This window comes from Pseudomonas sp. NFR02, from assembly GCF_900119375.1.
GTDB lineage: Bacteria > Pseudomonadota > Gammaproteobacteria > Pseudomonadales > Pseudomonadaceae > Aquipseudomonas > Aquipseudomonas paracarnis.
On the sequence record NZ_FPJJ01000005.1, the window covers coordinates 442,844 to 458,078 of the forward strand.

Below are 15,235 nucleotides of genomic sequence, written 5' to 3' on the forward strand. Positions count from 1 at the left end.
GCAGAGGTTGTGCCAGGGTTCAATCGACCGCTACAAGTACATTTGAAACCATTGAGGTGCCCAGGGACACGCCTGGGCTCTACGCACCATTGGATTGAAGCGTTTGTGAGTCAATGGTTGCGGTGGTTGAACCCATCAATCGGGAGATGAGGCCTTGTGCAGAAGGTTGCGCTGCGGCGGTATCAAACCGACGCGCACTCATCCCCCACCCCGGTGCGAACCCCGGGAAAAACACCAGCCCCTCGGCCTCCAGGCGAAACGCCAGGATCAAACGGGTTTCATCGTCCACGTCGCCGTGGTCTTCCAATTGTTCAATGGCTTGCACCGCCACGCCAGCCTGGCGAGCCAGCGCTTCGCGGCTCCAGCCCAGCATGACGCGCGCCTGCGCGCAGTGTTTGGCGGTGAATTGATGCAGGACGATCTGTTGTTCTACGAAAGAACTCATTGCCAGAGAGGACATGGGGTTTCTCCAGGTTCGACAGGGGAGGTGCAACTATACTGTGTTTTTGTACAGTTGTTTCTACCGCTCATCCACTGGCGTTGCAACCCCTTATGATTCCAGCCCCGGTGCCTCACGAATAATCAGGTGATCCAGATTCTCGATCCTGGCGCTGAATACCCCGAACGTCTGCTCGGGGTTTTTCTGGCTGGGCACCTGCACAAGCTGCGGCGTGACCCCATAGAAAAAGCAATACAGCGACCGTTCACTGCTGGCCGCCGCCTTGATCTGCTCCAGGAATGCCGTGCGCTTGCGGTAGTTTTCGATGAGCTTTTTGCTCAGGTAGACGTTCACCGAATAAGGCTTCCTGTCGAGCCACACCTTCTTTTCGAAGTCGATGCGAAAACTGCTGGTGTAGTCCTTGATGGTCTTGATCTTGCCCCAGTAAATCAAACCCTGGTTGTCTTGCAGGTATTCGATCTTCTTGAAGAATGCCCAGTAGGTCGCCGCGTGCTCACCGATCTTCAAAGGCATGGCCTTGAGCTTGTCCTTGTCATCGATGTTGGACACGTAGCACTCCACCGGGTGTGCGAATACGCTGGTTTTGTCCGGGATCGAGTCATTGCTGCTAGAAGAGGTGGTAGCGCGGTTTGCGGGCGCTTTCGTCGGCTCCTGAAGGACGCTTCCAGCGGTGCCGACTACCGGCGTTTTAGGCTCGTACAGTCGCCGCGTCAGCACAAATTCCGATGGGAAATTTTCCTCACGCTCGTCGTCATTTTCACCCGTCGCAGGTTTATGGCTGCCGGCATAGCGGCAGCCGTCGATATGCCGCGTGCCGGGTTTGTTCTTGAAGTGCGGCGTGCGCAGGTAGTTGACGTTCTTGGCGTTGAAAGTGCTCAACGCATTGGTGCTATCGAACGCCGCGCGGCAGGCGTCGTTGGGGCACAGGAAGCTGTCCTTGTCGGAATCGAACGCGGTGGTTTCGTCGAAATTCAGGTCTCGTATGTCATAGATCGACACCTTGTCGTCGAGACTCAGGCTGTAGGCCGTGTCGAATTTCATGGGGCTCGGGTCCTTCAGAGGTTTGGCTATTAATAGCCGGATCTTGCGTAAATATCAGCAAGAACCTGCCACGCGTCGCCCGCTCAAGAAACACAGGGTGCCGCCCATGGCCGTGAGTGCGGCCAAGGCAAAGAACATGCTGGTGGGCGCCGCATTGATCAGCAGATAGCCGCAAATCACCGGGCTCATGGCCCCGCCAAACGCGGCCAGGTTCTGTGCCCCGTAATAACTGCCCCGTAGTGCATCCGGCGCGATGGTGTCGATAAACAGGAACTCTGAGGGATAGATGATCATCTCGCCCAAGGTGAACACGAACATCGCCAGGCACCAGCTCAGCAGACTGTTTGCCTGGCTGAAGCCGACCAGCCCGGCAATAAACAGCAAGGTGCCCAGCACGATCCAATGGCGCAGTTGCTCGCGCTTGAGAAATCGGCCGATTTGGTACTGCATCAAAATCACGGTGATGGCGTTGCAGGCGAGCACCGCAGACAAAATTTTCAGTGCTTGGTCAGGTGTGTAGGCCACTAGCAAAAACTGCGACAGATAAAGGGTGTAGCGCCCATGGACGATGGTGCTCAACAGGCTGCCGCTGGTGAACAGGATCAACGTGCGGTCGCTGCGCAAGGTGTGCAGGGTGCTGAGAAAACTCTGGGGTTTATGACGCTCGTCCCGTTGAGTCGGCGCAATTCCGATCATCAGGAACAGGCTGCCAAAGGCAATGGCACTGGCAATCAGGAACGGCGCCCACGGCAGTTGGCCGGCGATCAATACACCCAACATCGGGCCCGTTGCATAACCGACATTGGTCAGGGTGTAGCGCAGGGAAAACACCTTGGCGCGCTCACCCACCGGCAGGTTCTCGCTGATGATCGCCTTGGAGCCGATCAGGAACAGCGCCGACGCGGCTTCAGTCACAACAAGGGTCAGCGTGGTGAGGTAGAGGTTGCTGGCAAAGGTCAGCAACAAAAAACCGATGGAGCTGGAGAGCATGGCCAGGATCAGCAGCTTGCGCTTTTCCAGCCGGTCGATGATGTAGCCGCCGTACAACCCCATGAGCGTGGCGATGAACACCGCGATCCCCATCAGCAAGCCGATGTCCTGCTGGTTGAGGCCCAGGCGTGTGCTCAGCCAGAGGGCCAGCAATGGGCTGGTCATGGCACGGCTGACCACGATGGTCACCGAGCAGATCATCAGGCGACGGATTACCAGGGAGTAGGTAGCCACGGTGGGAGGGGTCCTTGTTATATCTTCACGACAACACAACTTAAATGAACACCGATCCAATGTGGGAGCTGGCTTGCCAGCTCCCACAGGTTTTGCGGTGTTTACTGGCCCGCGTTTATGCTGATTTTCTCGACCGCCCCCTGCTCCAGATCCCACTTCTTCAGGATCTTGCCGTAAGTCCCATCATCAATCATGCCCTGCAACGCCTCACTGATCGCCGTGACCAACTCGGTATTGCTCTTCTCAATCCCAAGCCCGGTGAATTGCTTGGAAATCGCCAGCCCCACCGGCTTGTACTTGCCCTTGTCCAGCGACATCAAATAAGGAATGGTCTCGCTGCCCTGCATCGCCGCATCCAGGCGGTTCTGCTGCAACTGCGCCCGCGCATCCGCCGAGCCTTCGGTGCCGATCACCACGATTGCCGGCTTACCCGCCGCCTCGCAGTTTGCCTTGCTCCAGGCGGTAATTTCCGACGGCCAGGTGGTGCGGCGGCTGGTGCCGACTTTTTTACCGCACAGGTCGGTCAATTCCTTGATCTCTTCGCGCTTGGCCAGGGTGTACAGCTGCGGGCCGCTGGTGAAGTAGTCGATGAAGGTCACGGCTTTCTGGCGCTCGGCGGTGTCGGTCATGCCTGACAGCACGATGTCGACGCGCTTGGTGGTCAGGCCGCTGAGCATTTGTTCGAAGCCGGTTTCCTGCCATTTGATCTTCACGCCCAGTCGCTCGGCCAGGGCGTTGCCCAGGTCGAAATCAAAGCCGGTGAGTGTGTTGGTGGCCGGGTCCTTGAAGTCCATCGGCGGGTAGTTCGGCACGATGGCCGCGCTGATCTCACCCTTGTCCTTGATGGCTTGCGGCAAGGCCGCGAATACACATGAGGAGGCAATCAGGCCTGCAAGCAAGGTAGGGATAAACATCTTCTTCATGGGGGCGTTCTCGTTAGTTTTTTAGTTAAGTGCGAACGGCAGAAATAAAGCTTTGGGTACGCGGGTTTTGTGGGCTTATTAGAATGTCTTCCGGGCTGCCGGCTTCCACAATCTGGCCGGCGTCCATAAACACCATGCGGTTGGACACTTCGCGAGCGAAGCCCAATTCATGGGTGACCACGATCATGGTCATGCCGGTGGTGGCCAAATCGCGCATCACCGACAGCACTTCGCCTACCAGCTCCGGGACGAGGGCTGATGTGGGTTCGTCAAACAGCATCAACTTGGGGCGCATCGCCAAGGCACGGGCGATTGCCACACGCTGTTGCTGGCCACCGGACAACTCCACCGGGTAAGCATTGCGCTTGTCCGCCAGGCCAACGCGGGCCAGCAGTTCCAGCGCGTCTTCGATGGCTTCCTTGGGCGAGCGCTTGAGCACCTGGCACGGGCCTTCGATGATGTTTTGCAACACGGTCATGTGCGGGAACAAATTGAAACGCTGGAACACCATGCCGGTGGCCAGGCGCTGGCGGGCGATCTGCGCTTCGTTCATCTCGTGCAGCTTGTTGCCGACTACCCGATAACCGACCAGTTCGCCGTCGACCCACAGGCCGCCCTTGTCGATCTTTTCCAGCTGGTTGACGCAACGCAGCAGGGTACTTTTGCCCGAGCCGGACGGGCCGATGATGCACATCACCTCGCCTTGCTCGACCTCGATATTGATGTCACGCAGGGCGTGATACTGGTCGTAATACTTGTTCAGGTTGACAGCCTTGACGATGCTTCTCATGGGGCAAATCTCCTCAACCCAGGCTTACGAACGCTTGCCGGCGCCGCGGGCAAAACGACGCTCGAGGCGGCTTTGACCAAATGAAAGAACAGTCACCACCGCCAGGTACCAGATGCCCGCCACAATCAGCAGCTCCATCACCCGGGCGTTGGCGTAGTAGATGTTTTGCGCGTTGTGCAGCAGTTCCGAATACTGGATGACACTGGCCAGGCTGGTCATTTTCACCATGCTGATGAACTCGTTGCCTACGGGTGGGATGATCACGCGCATGGCCTGCGGCAGAATGATCCTGCGCAGCGCCTGCAGGCTCGGCATGCCGATGGACTTGGCCGCCTCGTATTGGCCGGTGTCCACCGACAGCAAGCCGGCACGCACCACTTCAGCGGTGTAGGCGCCCTGGTTGATGCTCAAGCCGAGCAGGGCGGCTACGAAGGGCGTCATCAGGTCGACGGTGTCGATGCTGAACAGGCCCGGAATCGCGATCACCGGGAAGATCAACGCCAGGTTGAACCACAGCAACAATTGCAAAATCAGCGGTGTACCGCGAAACAACCAGGTGTAGGTGATGGCTACGTAACGCAGGATCGGGTTGGCCGACATGCGCATGATCGCCGTGATCACGCCGATCACCACGCCCAATGCCATCGCCAGGATCGACATGACGATGGTGTTCACCAGGCCCCAGAGGATGGCTTGCGACGTAAGGAACTGGCCAATGTAGGACCATTCGATCTGGCCATTGGCAAACGCGCGCAACAGCGCAGCCAACACAATCACGATCAACGTGGCAAAAAACATCCGCCCGTAATACCGCCGCGGCACATGCTCGTACTGCGTGATATCGAACTGGTTTTCAGACAACTTGCGCTCGGCTTCCAAGCGCTCGGCCGGGGTTTGATTCATGTTGCTACTCCAAAATTTATTCTTGATGCGTGATCGTTCCCACGCTCCGCGTGGGAACGCCGCCTCGGACGCTCCGCGTCCCGCCGTTGGCGCGTAACGTGACGACGCGGAGCGTCACGGGATGCATTCCCACGCAGTGCGTGGGAACGATCGTCACCGGCTTAAATCCGAAATCCTTGATAACTTTCAGTCCACTTTTGCTGAGCCGCCAACGCCATCTTCAACCGCCCAATCTGCTCCTTCACCCGCTCCGGCGCCGTACCACCCCACCCACTGCGCGCCGCAATCGCCGCCTCCAGGGTCAGGCAATCACGCACGTCCGGGGTGAGCCGCCCATCCACCTCGGCCAACATCGCCGGTGAGGCTTGCCACAACTCAATCTCATGCTGCTCACAGGCCTGCACCAGCGCGCCGGTAATCTCATGGGCCTCCTTGAACGGCACACCACGGGTGGCCAACCAATCCGCCACCTCAGTCGCCAAGGTAAAGCCCATCGGTGCCTGGCGTCGTAGCTCCTCTACCTGCACCTTCATGGTCGCCACCATCCCGGCCATCGCCGGCAACACCAGCAGCAAGGTGTCCACACTGTCCAACACGCTGTGCTTGTCTTCACTCAAATCACGGTTGTACGACAGCGGCAACGACTTGAGCGTCGACATCAGCCCGGTCAGGTTGCCGATCAAACGCCCGGCCTTGCCCCGCGCCAGTTCGGCAATGTCCGGGTTCTTTTTCTGCGGCATGATCGAACTGCCGGTGGCGTAGGCGTCGTCTAGCACTACCCAGCGAAACTGGCGCGACGACCACAGGCAAAACTCCTCAGACAGCCGCGAAATATTCACCCCGAGCATGCCCGCCACAAACAGGAACTCCGCCACATGGTCACGGCTGGCGACAGCGTCGATGGAGTTTTCGCATGGCCCGGTGTAGCCCATTTCCTTGGCCGAGTGCTGCGGCTGACGTGCTATCGCCGAACCTGCCATCGCTGCCGCGCCCAACGGCGACAGGGCCGTACGCGCATCCCAATCCACCAGGCGCTGCACATCGCGCAGCATCGACTGCGCGTGAGCCAGCAAATGATGGGCAAACACAATGGGTTGCGCCTGCTGCAAATGGGTGAAGCCCGGGCAGATGCTCTGCACATGTTGCTCGGCCTGTTCAACCAACGCCTGCTGCAGGCCCAACACCTCAGTGGCGATGGTGCGTGCATGGTCACGCAGGAACAGGCGCAGATCATTGGCCGTCTGGTCATTGCGCGAGCGTCCGGCGCGCAACTTGCCGCCCAGGGCACCGAGGCGCTCGGTCAATACGCGTTCGATAAAGGTGTGTACGTCCTCGTCATCCAGGGTGGGATGCAGGCGACCGGCGGCGAAATCCTCACCGATACGGTCCAGGGCTTCGAGGGTGCGCAGGGTTTCCGATTCATCCAGCAAACCGGCGCGCTGCAACTCACGGGCATGGGCGCGGGAGCCGGCCAGGTCGTAGGGCGTGAGGCGAAAATAGCGCTCAGGGCAACGCGACAACGCGGCCAACGCCGCAGACGGACCGGTCTTGAAACGAGCGCCCCAAAGGCGGTCGGTGGGCTGGGACATGGGTATTCCTCACGCTTGTTTTTAGAAGAGTCGGAGGCAGTTTCAACACAAGTTTATCGGTATAGAACCGGCGTCTGACGCGCCGTATTCAAGGTTGCCAAGGGCGGATGTTTATGTTCATTATCGCCGCCTGGCTATGTTCAAGGATTGGGTTCAAGCCTGTTGAATATGGCACTCGAGGTCAACGCGCATTATGGAAACCCCACTTTCCACTTCTGGAAACCTGCCGCCAAAACCCGGCACACGAGCGCCGCTGCAACTGAGCGGGCTGGACTTTAAATTGTTGCGGGTATTTATGGCCGTGGTCGAAGCCGGCGGCTTCAGTGCCGCGCAAAACGAGCTGAACGTGGGCCTGGCGGCCATCAGCAAACAGATCTCCGATCTCGAGATTCGCATCGGCATGCGCCTGTGCACACGGGGCCGCGAAGGGTTCGGGCTGACCGAAGAAGGCAAGTTGGTGTATCAAGCATCCATCGAGTTATTTACCTCGGTGGACAGTTTTCGCGACAAGCTTAGTTCGGCGCAGAATGAACTCATCGGCGACCTGAGTGTGGGCGTTATCGATAACACCGTCTCCGACGTTAGTTCCCCACTGATTACCGCCCTGGGCAACTTACATCGCCAATCGCCAAAAATAAGATTGCGCCTACACGCCTCGCAATTGGACGAAGTTGAACGTGGGGTAGTGGAAGGGCGACTGGTCGCCGGCATCGTCCCGGTGTACCAACGCCGTGAAGAATTCGATTACTTCCCACTCTACGAAGAAAAGGCCCACGCCTACTGCGCCGTAGGGCATCCCTTGTTCACTGCGAGCGACATCACCCCCGACGCTCTTCGCCAATACGAAGTGGTCAACCATCGGTATGCGATCCATCGCGACAAGGCCAACTTCGTCAGCCACGACAGCCAGTCCGCCTCGGCTTCACAAGTGGAAGCCGTCGCCATCCTGATCCTCACCGGCCGCTTCCTGGGCTTTCTGCCAGAACACTACGCCACGCCACTGGTAAGGGAAGGGCGCCTGCGCGCACTGTGCCCGGAACAGGTTCACCTGAGCACCGCCTTCAACCTGATCCTGCGCCACAACGCGCCGAGAAGCCCGATGGTGAAAGCCTTCGCGACGGCCTTGGGCGTGGACCTCAAATCGTCCACCTGACTCTCCTGCCAAGCACTATTGCACCGAGCAACATAGATCAAATGTGGGAGCTGTCGAGCCCCAGCGAGGCTGCGAAGGGATCGACTCGGTTTCCGTGCCGAACCCATCAACCCTTACCCCTCTTCACAGGCCGTTATCGTTTTAAATGTGAATTGTGGATTTGTTGAAAAATTTGAGTGTGCGCTAGCGTTTTCACGACTGTAGGAAGTAGCTACCGGCTATTAAATAGGGTGATCCGAGCGTTCGCCTCCTAGTACCCCATGCTTGTGCGCTGAGGCTAGGCATTCGTCGGATGGCTGCCATAGAGCTATGCAATAGAGCATCGTCGAACTATCATTCTTATCAGTCATCCCTACCCACAGAGGTGTTCCCTATGTCTTCTGGAACGATCTTTACCAATAATCGGACGCAAAACATCCGCATCCCTGCCGACATGCGTTTTCCTGCAGGAGTGAAAACTGTCGAGGTCCGTGCCGTGGGGCGTGAGCTGATCATTTCGCCGACTGAAAACACTTGGGACAGCTTTTTCCTTGCAAACAACTCGGTATCTGATGATTTTATGGAGGAGCGCGCCGATCAAACCCAGCAGGAACGAGAGTCTTTTGATGATTAAGTACATGCTTGATACCAATATCGTGATCTACATCATCAAGCGCAGGCCTATCGAAATACTTGAAAAATTCAACGCTAACGTGGGCCGTATGGTGATCTCTTCAATCACCCTCGCAGAACTGATGCATGGAGCAGAAAAAAGCCAATTTGTAGAGAAGAACACCAGAACTGTAGAGGACTTCATCTCCCGGCTCGAAGTCCTCCACTATGACGATAAAGCCGCATTTCATTACGGCTCCATACGCTCAGATCTGGAAAAGAAGGGGACGCCAATTGGCGTTAATGATCTTCATATCGCCGGGCATGCGAGAAGCTCTGGGTTGGTCCTCGTGACGAACAATGAGGATGAGTTCAAACGCGTGAATGGCTTGATTGTAGAAAACTGGGTAGCTGCCTGAGGCTTTGGTGTCGTGCCAATCGAGCTTGACTCCGACCAAACTGTGGGAGCTGTCGAGCCCCAGCGAGGCTGCGATGGGATCGCCTCGGTTCACCCGCCAACCCCGCCCGCCCACCCGCATCACCGCTGCACTCGAGCCCGCTTTTTCTTCTTCGCATGAAAATGCCGAAAATGCGCATCCTGCGCCGCCGCCAGCAACTCCCGGTCTCCACGCGTATCGCCCCAGGCCCTGAGCCGATACTCCCCCAGGTCCCCGTACACCGCCTCAAGCCGCAGCACCTTGTTCTCACAACGGCAATTATTCCCGGTGAGCTTGCCGGTCAGCACCCCATCCACCACCTCAAGCTCAGTGCCGATCAAACGAATGCCAAGCCGATCGGCAAACGGCTGCAACACCAACGCCGGCGACGCTGAACACAGCGTCACCACCGCCCCGGACTTCACCTCATCCGCCACCGACTGCAACCCGCTCGGGCGCATCAGCTTGCTCCAGCGCGCCTGACAATATGCCTGCGCTTGCTGCTCAACCCAAGCCTTCTTCACCCCGGTCATAAAGGTGCGAATCAACTGCGCCTTCAACTCATCCCGGCTGATCTGCCGCACCAAAAACCGCAGCCCCGGCACCGCCAGCTTGACCATCCGGCCATAAAACTCACCGGTGCCGAAGGCAAACTTGAGGAAGGGCACGAAACTGTCGTGGTGGGTGAGGGTGCCGTCGAAGTCAAAGACGGAAAGTACTTTGGCGTCTGCGGGGCCGGCTTCGAGCATGTCTGGGTTCACGGGTTGGCCTCGGTCCAATCTAGTATTTTTTGAATATGCATCAGGTGTGACAGCAGGAGTCTACTCCCGTGCCAATCTTCCGATTTTGGCGTAAAGCCCTTCGGTGAAAGCCTCCCGATCACTCGACCGGTGGCAACGCTGATGGCAATTGGGGCACAAGGCTACAGCATTGGTGATGCGATCCGAACCCTTCTGGGCGAGGTGCTTGACGTGATGTACTTCAAGAAATGGCAGGCCATCGACCTCGAAAGGCGCGTTAGAGCCGCAGCCTTCGCAAATGCCCTTGGCTTGTTTGAGCACCCAGGCGCGTACCTTTGGGTCGCGGACGAAGGCATTACTAGTAATGGGTACTTTTTGCGGCTTTGCAATCCCATCCGGCACTTGATCAAAAAGTTGGAACTGCAGCTGGTTAGCACGTCGTATCAGCGTTTGTTCGTCTGCTGTTTGGGCCGCTTCATCCGATTCAAACACTCGAACGTCAGCGAGGGCCTTGCGAATTTGTTGCTCCACACCGGAGCCAACATTGTTAGCAGGCTTATAGCCCTTGATCCGGTCCAGGCCCATTTGCACCAAAACCGAAGAAATATTCTGCATCCGAAACTCAATGGAGCCTTCAGTACGGCCCGCCACGGGTCCCTGTCGCAGTAAGCGATTTTCATGCGCTTTGTTAAATGGCAGCCCGTTCTTTTCCCACGCCAACATCTTTAGGTACGCCTCTACTGCCGCTGCTAGCTCTGAGTCGTTCCAGTCCGTTTTGTCTTTGGTTATATCCATACAGCCGCCGAGGGTAGAAAACCCTCGGACGATACTGAGTAGCCATTACTGCGTCTACGAAATTTCCTACGAGCTGGCGAGATTTGGCGCTCGCTCGCGTTAGTAAATTCTCTGCTTTATACGGAAGGGTTGAGTGAGCTTTCGCCACCAGGGCGTTTTTGAGGGGGCTATCCGATGAGTTCTATTCACCAACAAATACGGCATGTCCCGTAGCCTAATCCAACCTTCGTCCTGCCAATGCAGCAGGTTTAAGGACATCTCTGGCCAATCCAGCATGCTCAACAAAGGCCGCTCCACCGTTCGTGGCTGTTGCTCGTCCCTCAGGGTTGGAACGACCTCATGAGTAAGCCAGCTTCGCAGTAGGCGATTACCCGGTGTGTAGTGATAGACCAGCAATGCATAAGCCCCAGATTCGCTGATCATCAGCATTTCTTGCGGCTGACCATGGAATACAAGGTTTACGGTTCTTCGTTGGTCTTCATCGAGCTTGCGAGTTGTTCGCTCATCCAGGAACCAACCCATCAAACGCCCAAGATCGCGAGCGCAAAACCACGGTTGGTCTTCCAGAAGAAATGCGTGCAAAGGGAGGTTTTGACGGGTGAAGACAGTAGGGGAGAAGGGGTCATGCATGACGCACCTCATTTATCAGAGGTGCTTGGAGGGCAGGTCTAACGCAGCAGATAGCCTTCGCAAGGAAGGTGAAAATTCTAGGCATTTCCATTACCTCTGTGTGATGTCAGCTTTCTTAGGGCTGGGTGCCGGGAGTTAAGAAACCCCACACAGAGGGCCGGACATATTCCCCTTTCGGGTCTTGTATTAGCCCACTCCCGGCATAATAGAGATTTTCGATGCCCACGGGGAAACCGTAGGCACAAAAAAGCCGCTACTGTCGGGTGCGGTCAGTCCGCTGTGTGAGGTGTTTCTTAGGCACCGGCTTCTAGGGTATTGGCACCACCTCTGCGGGTCAAGGTAGTGGCTTACTGGGTAGCGAAGAAAATCCCCAGAAGGGCAATCGCTGTTTATACTTTACCCTTCTCCCGTATCATGGCCGTCCGGCCGTACCTCTGATGAAAAGGACCTCACATGCTTAACTGGACTCAGCTGTTAAATCAAAAGCGTAGGAAAGATAAGTTAAAACCCGAAGGAGCGTCTGCTAGCGCCAATGGGCGATTTGAAATCGAGCGGGACTATGATCGAATTTTGTTTTCTGCTCCAACTCGCAGGTTGGCGGATAAAACCCAGGTATTCCCTTTAGATAATAATGACAGTGTTAGAACTCGCCTGACGCATTCACATGAAGTTGCTACCTTAGCCAGAAGTATTGGGTTGCGGCTTGTTTATGAGTATGAAGGTATTTTTGAAGGAGCGGGCTCGAGCGAGTTTATTCAACGCAGCATCCCTGCTTTGTTGGCTGCGATAGGACTAGTGCACGACTTAGGAAACCCTCCTTTTGGCCACCAAGGAGAGTATGCAATTAGAAATTGGTTTTTAACAAATAAAGCAAAAGTGTTTGGAGGTAATAGCAAAGACGCATTTGATTTTGTGCATTTTGATGGGAATGCGCAAACCTTACGGTTGGTGTCGAAGCTGCAAATACTGAATGATCAATATGGGTTGAATTTGACTTATGCCACTCTCGCAGCATTGATTAAGTATCCCGTCTCAACAAGTAGTATTGATAAAGAAAAATGGAAGAAGCAAGGGTATTTTTCATCAGAAGAAAAAATAGTGTCGGAGGTTTGGGAAGAGACGGGTTTGTCTGAGGGCGTTAGGCATCCATTAACTTATATAATGGAGGCTTGTGATGATATTGCGTACTCCGTTTTGGATGCTGAAGATACGGTAAAAAAAGGCTTGGCCTCTTATTACGATTTGATTAGATATTTAGAGAAAAATTGTCATCAGGATCCAGTAACGGACAGCGTAATTTTTCTGGCTAAGGGCAACAGCTCCGAATTTGAAAAGGGTAGTTTGAGTCCTCAAGAGTTAAACGATTGCTCTATGCAAATGTTTAGGGTTCATGCGATTACAGCGATGGTTAAATCCGTCGTTGAAGAGTTCTCTAAAGGCTGCGCAAGTCTTTTACAGGGTGAGCAGGTTTATAAGGGGATAATGAGTTTGACGGAGTCCTCTAAGTTTTGTAAGGCTCTTAAGGATTTTGATATGGCCTACGGGTTTAAGCATAAGAGCGTATTGGAGCTTGAACTTAGGGGCAATAATTATATCGAAGAGACCATGGATATGCTCTGGGTCGGTATTCATGGCAGGCTGCACGGTGGTTATGAATGTGAAACGCCATTTGGGAAATATGCCTATTCAAGAATTTCGGAAAGCTATCGTAGAATTTTTTCTGATTCGGAAAATAGTTTGTCTGAATGTTATAAAGAAGCTCAGCTGTTAGCTGATGCTATATCGGGTATGACTGATAGTTATTTGATTGCGCTGCATACAGAGTTGAAACCGCTTTATGATAGACATTGCCGATAATAATCAGTCCTTGAAAAAGAGAGTAGTTAGATTTTTCGAGTCTCCTAAAAGGGCTGATGTTTTAGATTTTATTAAAAGCGCCTCGTTAGTGGGAGAGGTGCTTGTTTTTGGTGGGCTGCTTAGAGATATTGCTTTGTTCGGAGTTAAGAATTTTAACTCTGATATTGATTTGGTTGTGGATTGCGCGCCCTCGGAGCTTTTTTCTTTCTTTAATGAATGTATGTATAAGTCTAGGCGAAATAAGTTTGGTGGGTATCGAGTCGAAATAGCCGGTTGGACAGTCGATGTATGGCCTATTCGTGAGACTTGGGCTTTTAAGAATGGCTGTGTCACGTTTGAAAATAGAGAAAGCTTGTTGCTGACAACGATTACAAATTGGGATGCTATTGCGTTTTCCTTTGAGGATAAGCAAATTATAGCCGCTGGTTCTTATTTGGAGTGTCTGAAGATTGGGGAGCTGGATATTGTTATGGAGTATAATCCTAACCCAACAGGCGTACTTATGAGGATTATTCGCTCTATCTGTGATAGGCAGGCTCAAATTTTAATGCCGAAACTTGTTAAATATTTAAAGAAAGAGTTGCCGAAATGGAGCGCGACGCAAATTGTTAGTGCTCAGGTTGATATGCTAGGTAAAATTTATCTTTCTGAATTTGAATATTATAACTTTAGAGATGAGGTTTTTTCTTTGGAAGAAGATTTGTTTGGTAGTTCAGTTCTTCTTAAAGGACGAAATTTTTCGCTGCCGTTTTTTGAGTGATGATCATAAAAGGCGCTATGATTGAGTGATGTTAAGAGTTTTTAGATTTGGATTTTGATGCTAGTTGGTTTTTGGACGGTTTTAATAAGAGACCGCCAGATATGGCGGCCTCTGTAGTAAATTAATTTACCGCTGGTATGTTTAATCCCAGCTCAACGCCCCACCCGTCTGATACTCGATCACACGGGTCTCGAAGAAGTTTTTCTCTTTCTTCAAGTCCATGATCTCGCTCATCCACGGGAACGGGTTGGTGGTGCCTGGGTACTCTTCCTTCAAGCCGATCTGCGACAGGCGACGGTTCGCGATGAACTTGAGGTAATCCTCCATCATCGCCGCGTTCATGCCCAGCACCCCACGCGGCATGGTGTCACGCGCGTATTCGATCTCCAGCTGCGTACCCTGCAGAATCATCTGGGTCGCTTCTTCCTTCATCTCGGCATCCCACAGGTGCGGGTTTTCGATTTTGATCTGGTTGATCACGTCGATACCGAAGTTCAGGTGCATCGACTCATCGCGCAGGATGTACTGGAACTGCTCGGCCACGCCGGTCATCTTGTTGCGGCGGCCCATGGACAGGATCTGGGTGAAGCCGCAGTAGAAGAAGATGCCTTCCAGCACGCAGTAGTAGGCGACCAGGTTGCGCAGCAGCTCTTTGTCGGTGTCGACGGTGCCGGTTTCGAACTTCGGATCGGAGATCGAGCGGGTGTACTTCAGGCCCCAGGCGGCCTTTTTGGCCACCGATGGAATCTCGTGGTACATGTTGAAGATCTCGCCTTCATCCATGGCCAGCGATTCGATGCAGTACTGGTAGGCGTGGGTGTGGATCGCTTCTTCGAAGGCCTGGCGCAGGATGTACTGGCGGCACTCCGGGTTGGTGATCAGGCGGTACACGGCCAGCACCAGGTTGTTGGCTACCAGGGAGTCGGCGGTGGAGAAGAAGCCCAGGTTGCGCATGACGATGCGGCGCTCGTCGTCGGTCAGGCCTTCGGGGTTTTTCCACAGGGCGATGTCGGCGGTCATGTTGACCTCTTGCGGCATCCAGTGGTTGGCGCAGCCGTCGAGGTACTTCTGCCAGGCCCAGTCGTACTTGAATGGCACGAGTTGGTTGAGGTCGGCGCGGCAGTTGATCATGCGCTTTTCATCAACGGCGACGCGGGCGGAGGCACCTTCCAGCTCGGCGAGGCCTTCGGCGACGTCGAGTTTGTCCAGGGCGGCCTTGGCGCGCACGATGGCGGCGGAGTCGTTGGCGGTGACGGCGCGGGCTTCCACGGCGGCAGCGGCGCCGGCACCGTCGAGGCGGTCCATGTTGGCTTCGGTGGCGTGGCCGGCGTTGGCGCCTTTG

Annotated in this window: 16 protein-coding genes; 5 read left to right on the forward strand and 11 right to left on the reverse strand. The window is 54.9% G+C overall.

The genetic code is table 11. From position 1 onward, the window contains the following. Positions 1-79: 79 nt before the first annotated feature. The 7 genes from BT199_RS18005 to argH all read right to left on the reverse strand — a co-directional run bounded on the left by BT199_RS18005 (position 80) and on the right by argH (position 6,930). Complete coding sequence (locus BT199_RS18005; RefSeq protein WP_072435202.1) at positions 80-460, reverse strand: transcriptional regulator; 381 nt, start codon at positions 458-460, stop codon at positions 80-82. 90 nt (positions 461-550) lie between these two features. Continuing rightward, positions 551-1,501: a hypothetical protein gene (locus BT199_RS18010; RefSeq protein WP_014719610.1), complete on the reverse strand. Its 951-nt coding sequence runs from the start codon at positions 1,499-1,501 to the stop codon at positions 551-553. A gap of 54 nt (positions 1,502-1,555) precedes the next feature. Beyond that, entirely contained in the window at positions 1,556-2,725 is a 1,170-nt protein-coding gene (locus tag BT199_RS18015; protein ID WP_072435203.1) for an MFS transporter, read from the reverse strand. Between the two features lie 101 nt (positions 2,726-2,826). Further along, a complete protein-coding gene (locus BT199_RS18020; RefSeq protein ID WP_072435204.1) occupies positions 2,827-3,648 on the reverse strand; it encodes an ABC transporter substrate-binding protein in 822 nt (273 codons plus the stop codon). Positions 3,649-3,673: 25 nt separating this feature from the next. Further along, on the reverse strand, positions 3,674-4,438 hold the full coding sequence (locus BT199_RS18025; RefSeq protein ID WP_072435205.1) for an amino acid ABC transporter ATP-binding protein: 765 nt from the start codon (positions 4,436-4,438) through the stop codon (positions 3,674-3,676). Positions 4,439-4,462: 24 nt separating this feature from the next. Further along, complete coding sequence (locus BT199_RS18030) at positions 4,463-5,341, reverse strand: amino acid ABC transporter permease (protein WP_019819278.1); 879 nt, start codon at positions 5,339-5,341, stop codon at positions 4,463-4,465. Between the two features lie 161 nt (positions 5,342-5,502). Next, positions 5,503-6,930: an argininosuccinate lyase gene (gene argH / locus BT199_RS18035; RefSeq protein WP_072435206.1), complete on the reverse strand. Its 1,428-nt coding sequence runs from the start codon at positions 6,928-6,930 to the stop codon at positions 5,503-5,505. A gap of 193 nt (positions 6,931-7,123) precedes the next feature. Between argH and BT199_RS18040 the strand changes: the two genes are divergently transcribed. From BT199_RS18040 to BT199_RS18050, 3 genes are all read left to right on the forward strand, one after another. Beyond that, a complete protein-coding gene (locus BT199_RS18040) occupies positions 7,124-8,083 on the forward strand; it encodes a LysR family transcriptional regulator (RefSeq protein ID WP_072435207.1) in 960 nt (319 codons plus the stop codon). A gap of 373 nt (positions 8,084-8,456) precedes the next feature. Then, complete coding sequence (gene vapB / locus BT199_RS18045; RefSeq protein WP_072435208.1) at positions 8,457-8,696, forward strand: type II toxin-antitoxin system VapB family antitoxin; 240 nt, start codon at positions 8,457-8,459, stop codon at positions 8,694-8,696. Continuing rightward, positions 8,689-9,093 (forward strand): type II toxin-antitoxin system tRNA(fMet)-specific endonuclease VapC, encoded by a 405-nt coding sequence (locus BT199_RS18050; protein WP_072435209.1) that lies wholly within the window; start codon positions 8,689-8,691, stop codon positions 9,091-9,093. Before vapB ends, BT199_RS18050 begins: the two co-directional genes overlap by 8 nt. A gap of 119 nt (positions 9,094-9,212) precedes the next feature. Here BT199_RS18050 and BT199_RS18055 read toward each other — a convergent pair whose 3' ends face one another. From BT199_RS18055 to BT199_RS18065, 3 genes are all read right to left on the reverse strand, one after another. Next, positions 9,213-9,860: an HAD-IB family hydrolase gene (locus BT199_RS18055; RefSeq protein ID WP_034135539.1), complete on the reverse strand. Its 648-nt coding sequence runs from the start codon at positions 9,858-9,860 to the stop codon at positions 9,213-9,215. Positions 9,861-9,932: 72 nt separating this feature from the next. Then, positions 9,933-10,646 (reverse strand): HNH endonuclease, encoded by a 714-nt coding sequence (locus BT199_RS18060; protein WP_072435210.1) that lies wholly within the window; start codon positions 10,644-10,646, stop codon positions 9,933-9,935. Between the two features lie 99 nt (positions 10,647-10,745). Then, a complete protein-coding gene (locus BT199_RS18065; RefSeq protein ID WP_072435211.1) occupies positions 10,746-11,276 on the reverse strand; it encodes a BRO-N domain-containing protein in 531 nt (176 codons plus the stop codon). Between the two features lie 453 nt (positions 11,277-11,729). Here BT199_RS18065 and dgt point away from each other — a divergent pair, with 453 nt between their 5' ends. Both dgt and BT199_RS18075 read left to right on the forward strand, forming a co-directional pair. Next, on the forward strand, positions 11,730-13,133 hold the full coding sequence (gene dgt / locus BT199_RS18070) for a dGTP triphosphohydrolase (protein ID WP_072435212.1): 1,404 nt from the start codon (positions 11,730-11,732) through the stop codon (positions 13,131-13,133). Continuing rightward, positions 13,114-13,893: a nucleotidyltransferase family protein gene (locus BT199_RS18075; protein WP_072435213.1), complete on the forward strand. Its 780-nt coding sequence runs from the start codon at positions 13,114-13,116 to the stop codon at positions 13,891-13,893. The genes dgt and BT199_RS18075 overlap by 20 nt, the downstream gene beginning before the upstream one ends. Before the next feature lie 141 nt (positions 13,894-14,034). Here BT199_RS18075 and BT199_RS18080 read toward each other — a convergent pair whose 3' ends face one another. Next, positions 14,035-15,198 carry a ribonucleotide-diphosphate reductase subunit beta gene (locus BT199_RS18080; protein WP_072434120.1) on the reverse strand — a complete coding sequence of 388 codons (1,164 nt, stop codon included), beginning with the start codon at positions 15,196-15,198 and terminating at the stop codon, positions 14,035-14,037. Positions 15,199-15,235: the final 37 nt, after the last annotated feature.

What these genes read in the sequence shown, in the direction of transcription:
- BT199_RS18005 (WP_072435202.1), bottom strand. Translation starts at nt 460, where the DNA reads ATGTCCTCTCTGGCAATGAGTTCTTTCGTAGAACAACAGATCGTCCTG.
- BT199_RS18010 (WP_014719610.1), bottom strand. Translation starts at nt 1,501, where the DNA reads ATGAAATTCGACACGGCCTACAGCCTGAGTCTCGACGACAAGGTGTCG.
- BT199_RS18020 (WP_072435204.1), bottom strand. Translation starts at nt 3,648, where the DNA reads ATGAAGAAGATGTTTATCCCTACCTTGCTTGCAGGCCTGATTGCCTCC.
- BT199_RS18025 (WP_072435205.1), bottom strand. Translation starts at nt 4,438, where the DNA reads ATGAGAAGCATCGTCAAGGCTGTCAACCTGAACAAGTATTACGACCAG.
- BT199_RS18030 (WP_019819278.1), bottom strand. Translation starts at nt 5,341, where the DNA reads ATGAATCAAACCCCGGCCGAGCGCTTGGAAGCCGAGCGCAAGTTGTCT.
- argH (WP_072435206.1), bottom strand. Translation starts at nt 6,930, where the DNA reads ATGTCCCAGCCCACCGACCGCCTTTGGGGCGCTCGTTTCAAGACCGGT.
- BT199_RS18040 (WP_072435207.1), top strand. Translation starts at nt 7,124, where the DNA reads ATGGAAACCCCACTTTCCACTTCTGGAAACCTGCCGCCAAAACCCGGC.
- vapB (WP_072435208.1), top strand. Translation starts at nt 8,457, where the DNA reads ATGTCTTCTGGAACGATCTTTACCAATAATCGGACGCAAAACATCCGC.
- BT199_RS18050 (WP_072435209.1), top strand. Translation starts at nt 8,689, where the DNA reads ATGATTAAGTACATGCTTGATACCAATATCGTGATCTACATCATCAAG.
- BT199_RS18055 (WP_034135539.1), bottom strand. Translation starts at nt 9,860, where the DNA reads ATGCTCGAAGCCGGCCCCGCAGACGCCAAAGTACTTTCCGTCTTTGAC.
- BT199_RS18060 (WP_072435210.1), bottom strand. Translation starts at nt 10,646, where the DNA reads ATGGATATAACCAAAGACAAAACGGACTGGAACGACTCAGAGCTAGCA.
- BT199_RS18065 (WP_072435211.1), bottom strand. Translation starts at nt 11,276, where the DNA reads ATGCATGACCCCTTCTCCCCTACTGTCTTCACCCGTCAAAACCTCCCT.
- dgt (WP_072435212.1), top strand. Translation starts at nt 11,730, where the DNA reads ATGCTTAACTGGACTCAGCTGTTAAATCAAAAGCGTAGGAAAGATAAG.
- BT199_RS18075 (WP_072435213.1), top strand. Translation starts at nt 13,114, where the DNA reads ATGATAGACATTGCCGATAATAATCAGTCCTTGAAAAAGAGAGTAGTT.
- BT199_RS18080 (WP_072434120.1), bottom strand. Translation starts at nt 15,198, where the DNA reads ATGGACCGCCTCGACGGTGCCGGCGCCGCTGCCGCCGTGGAAGCCCGC.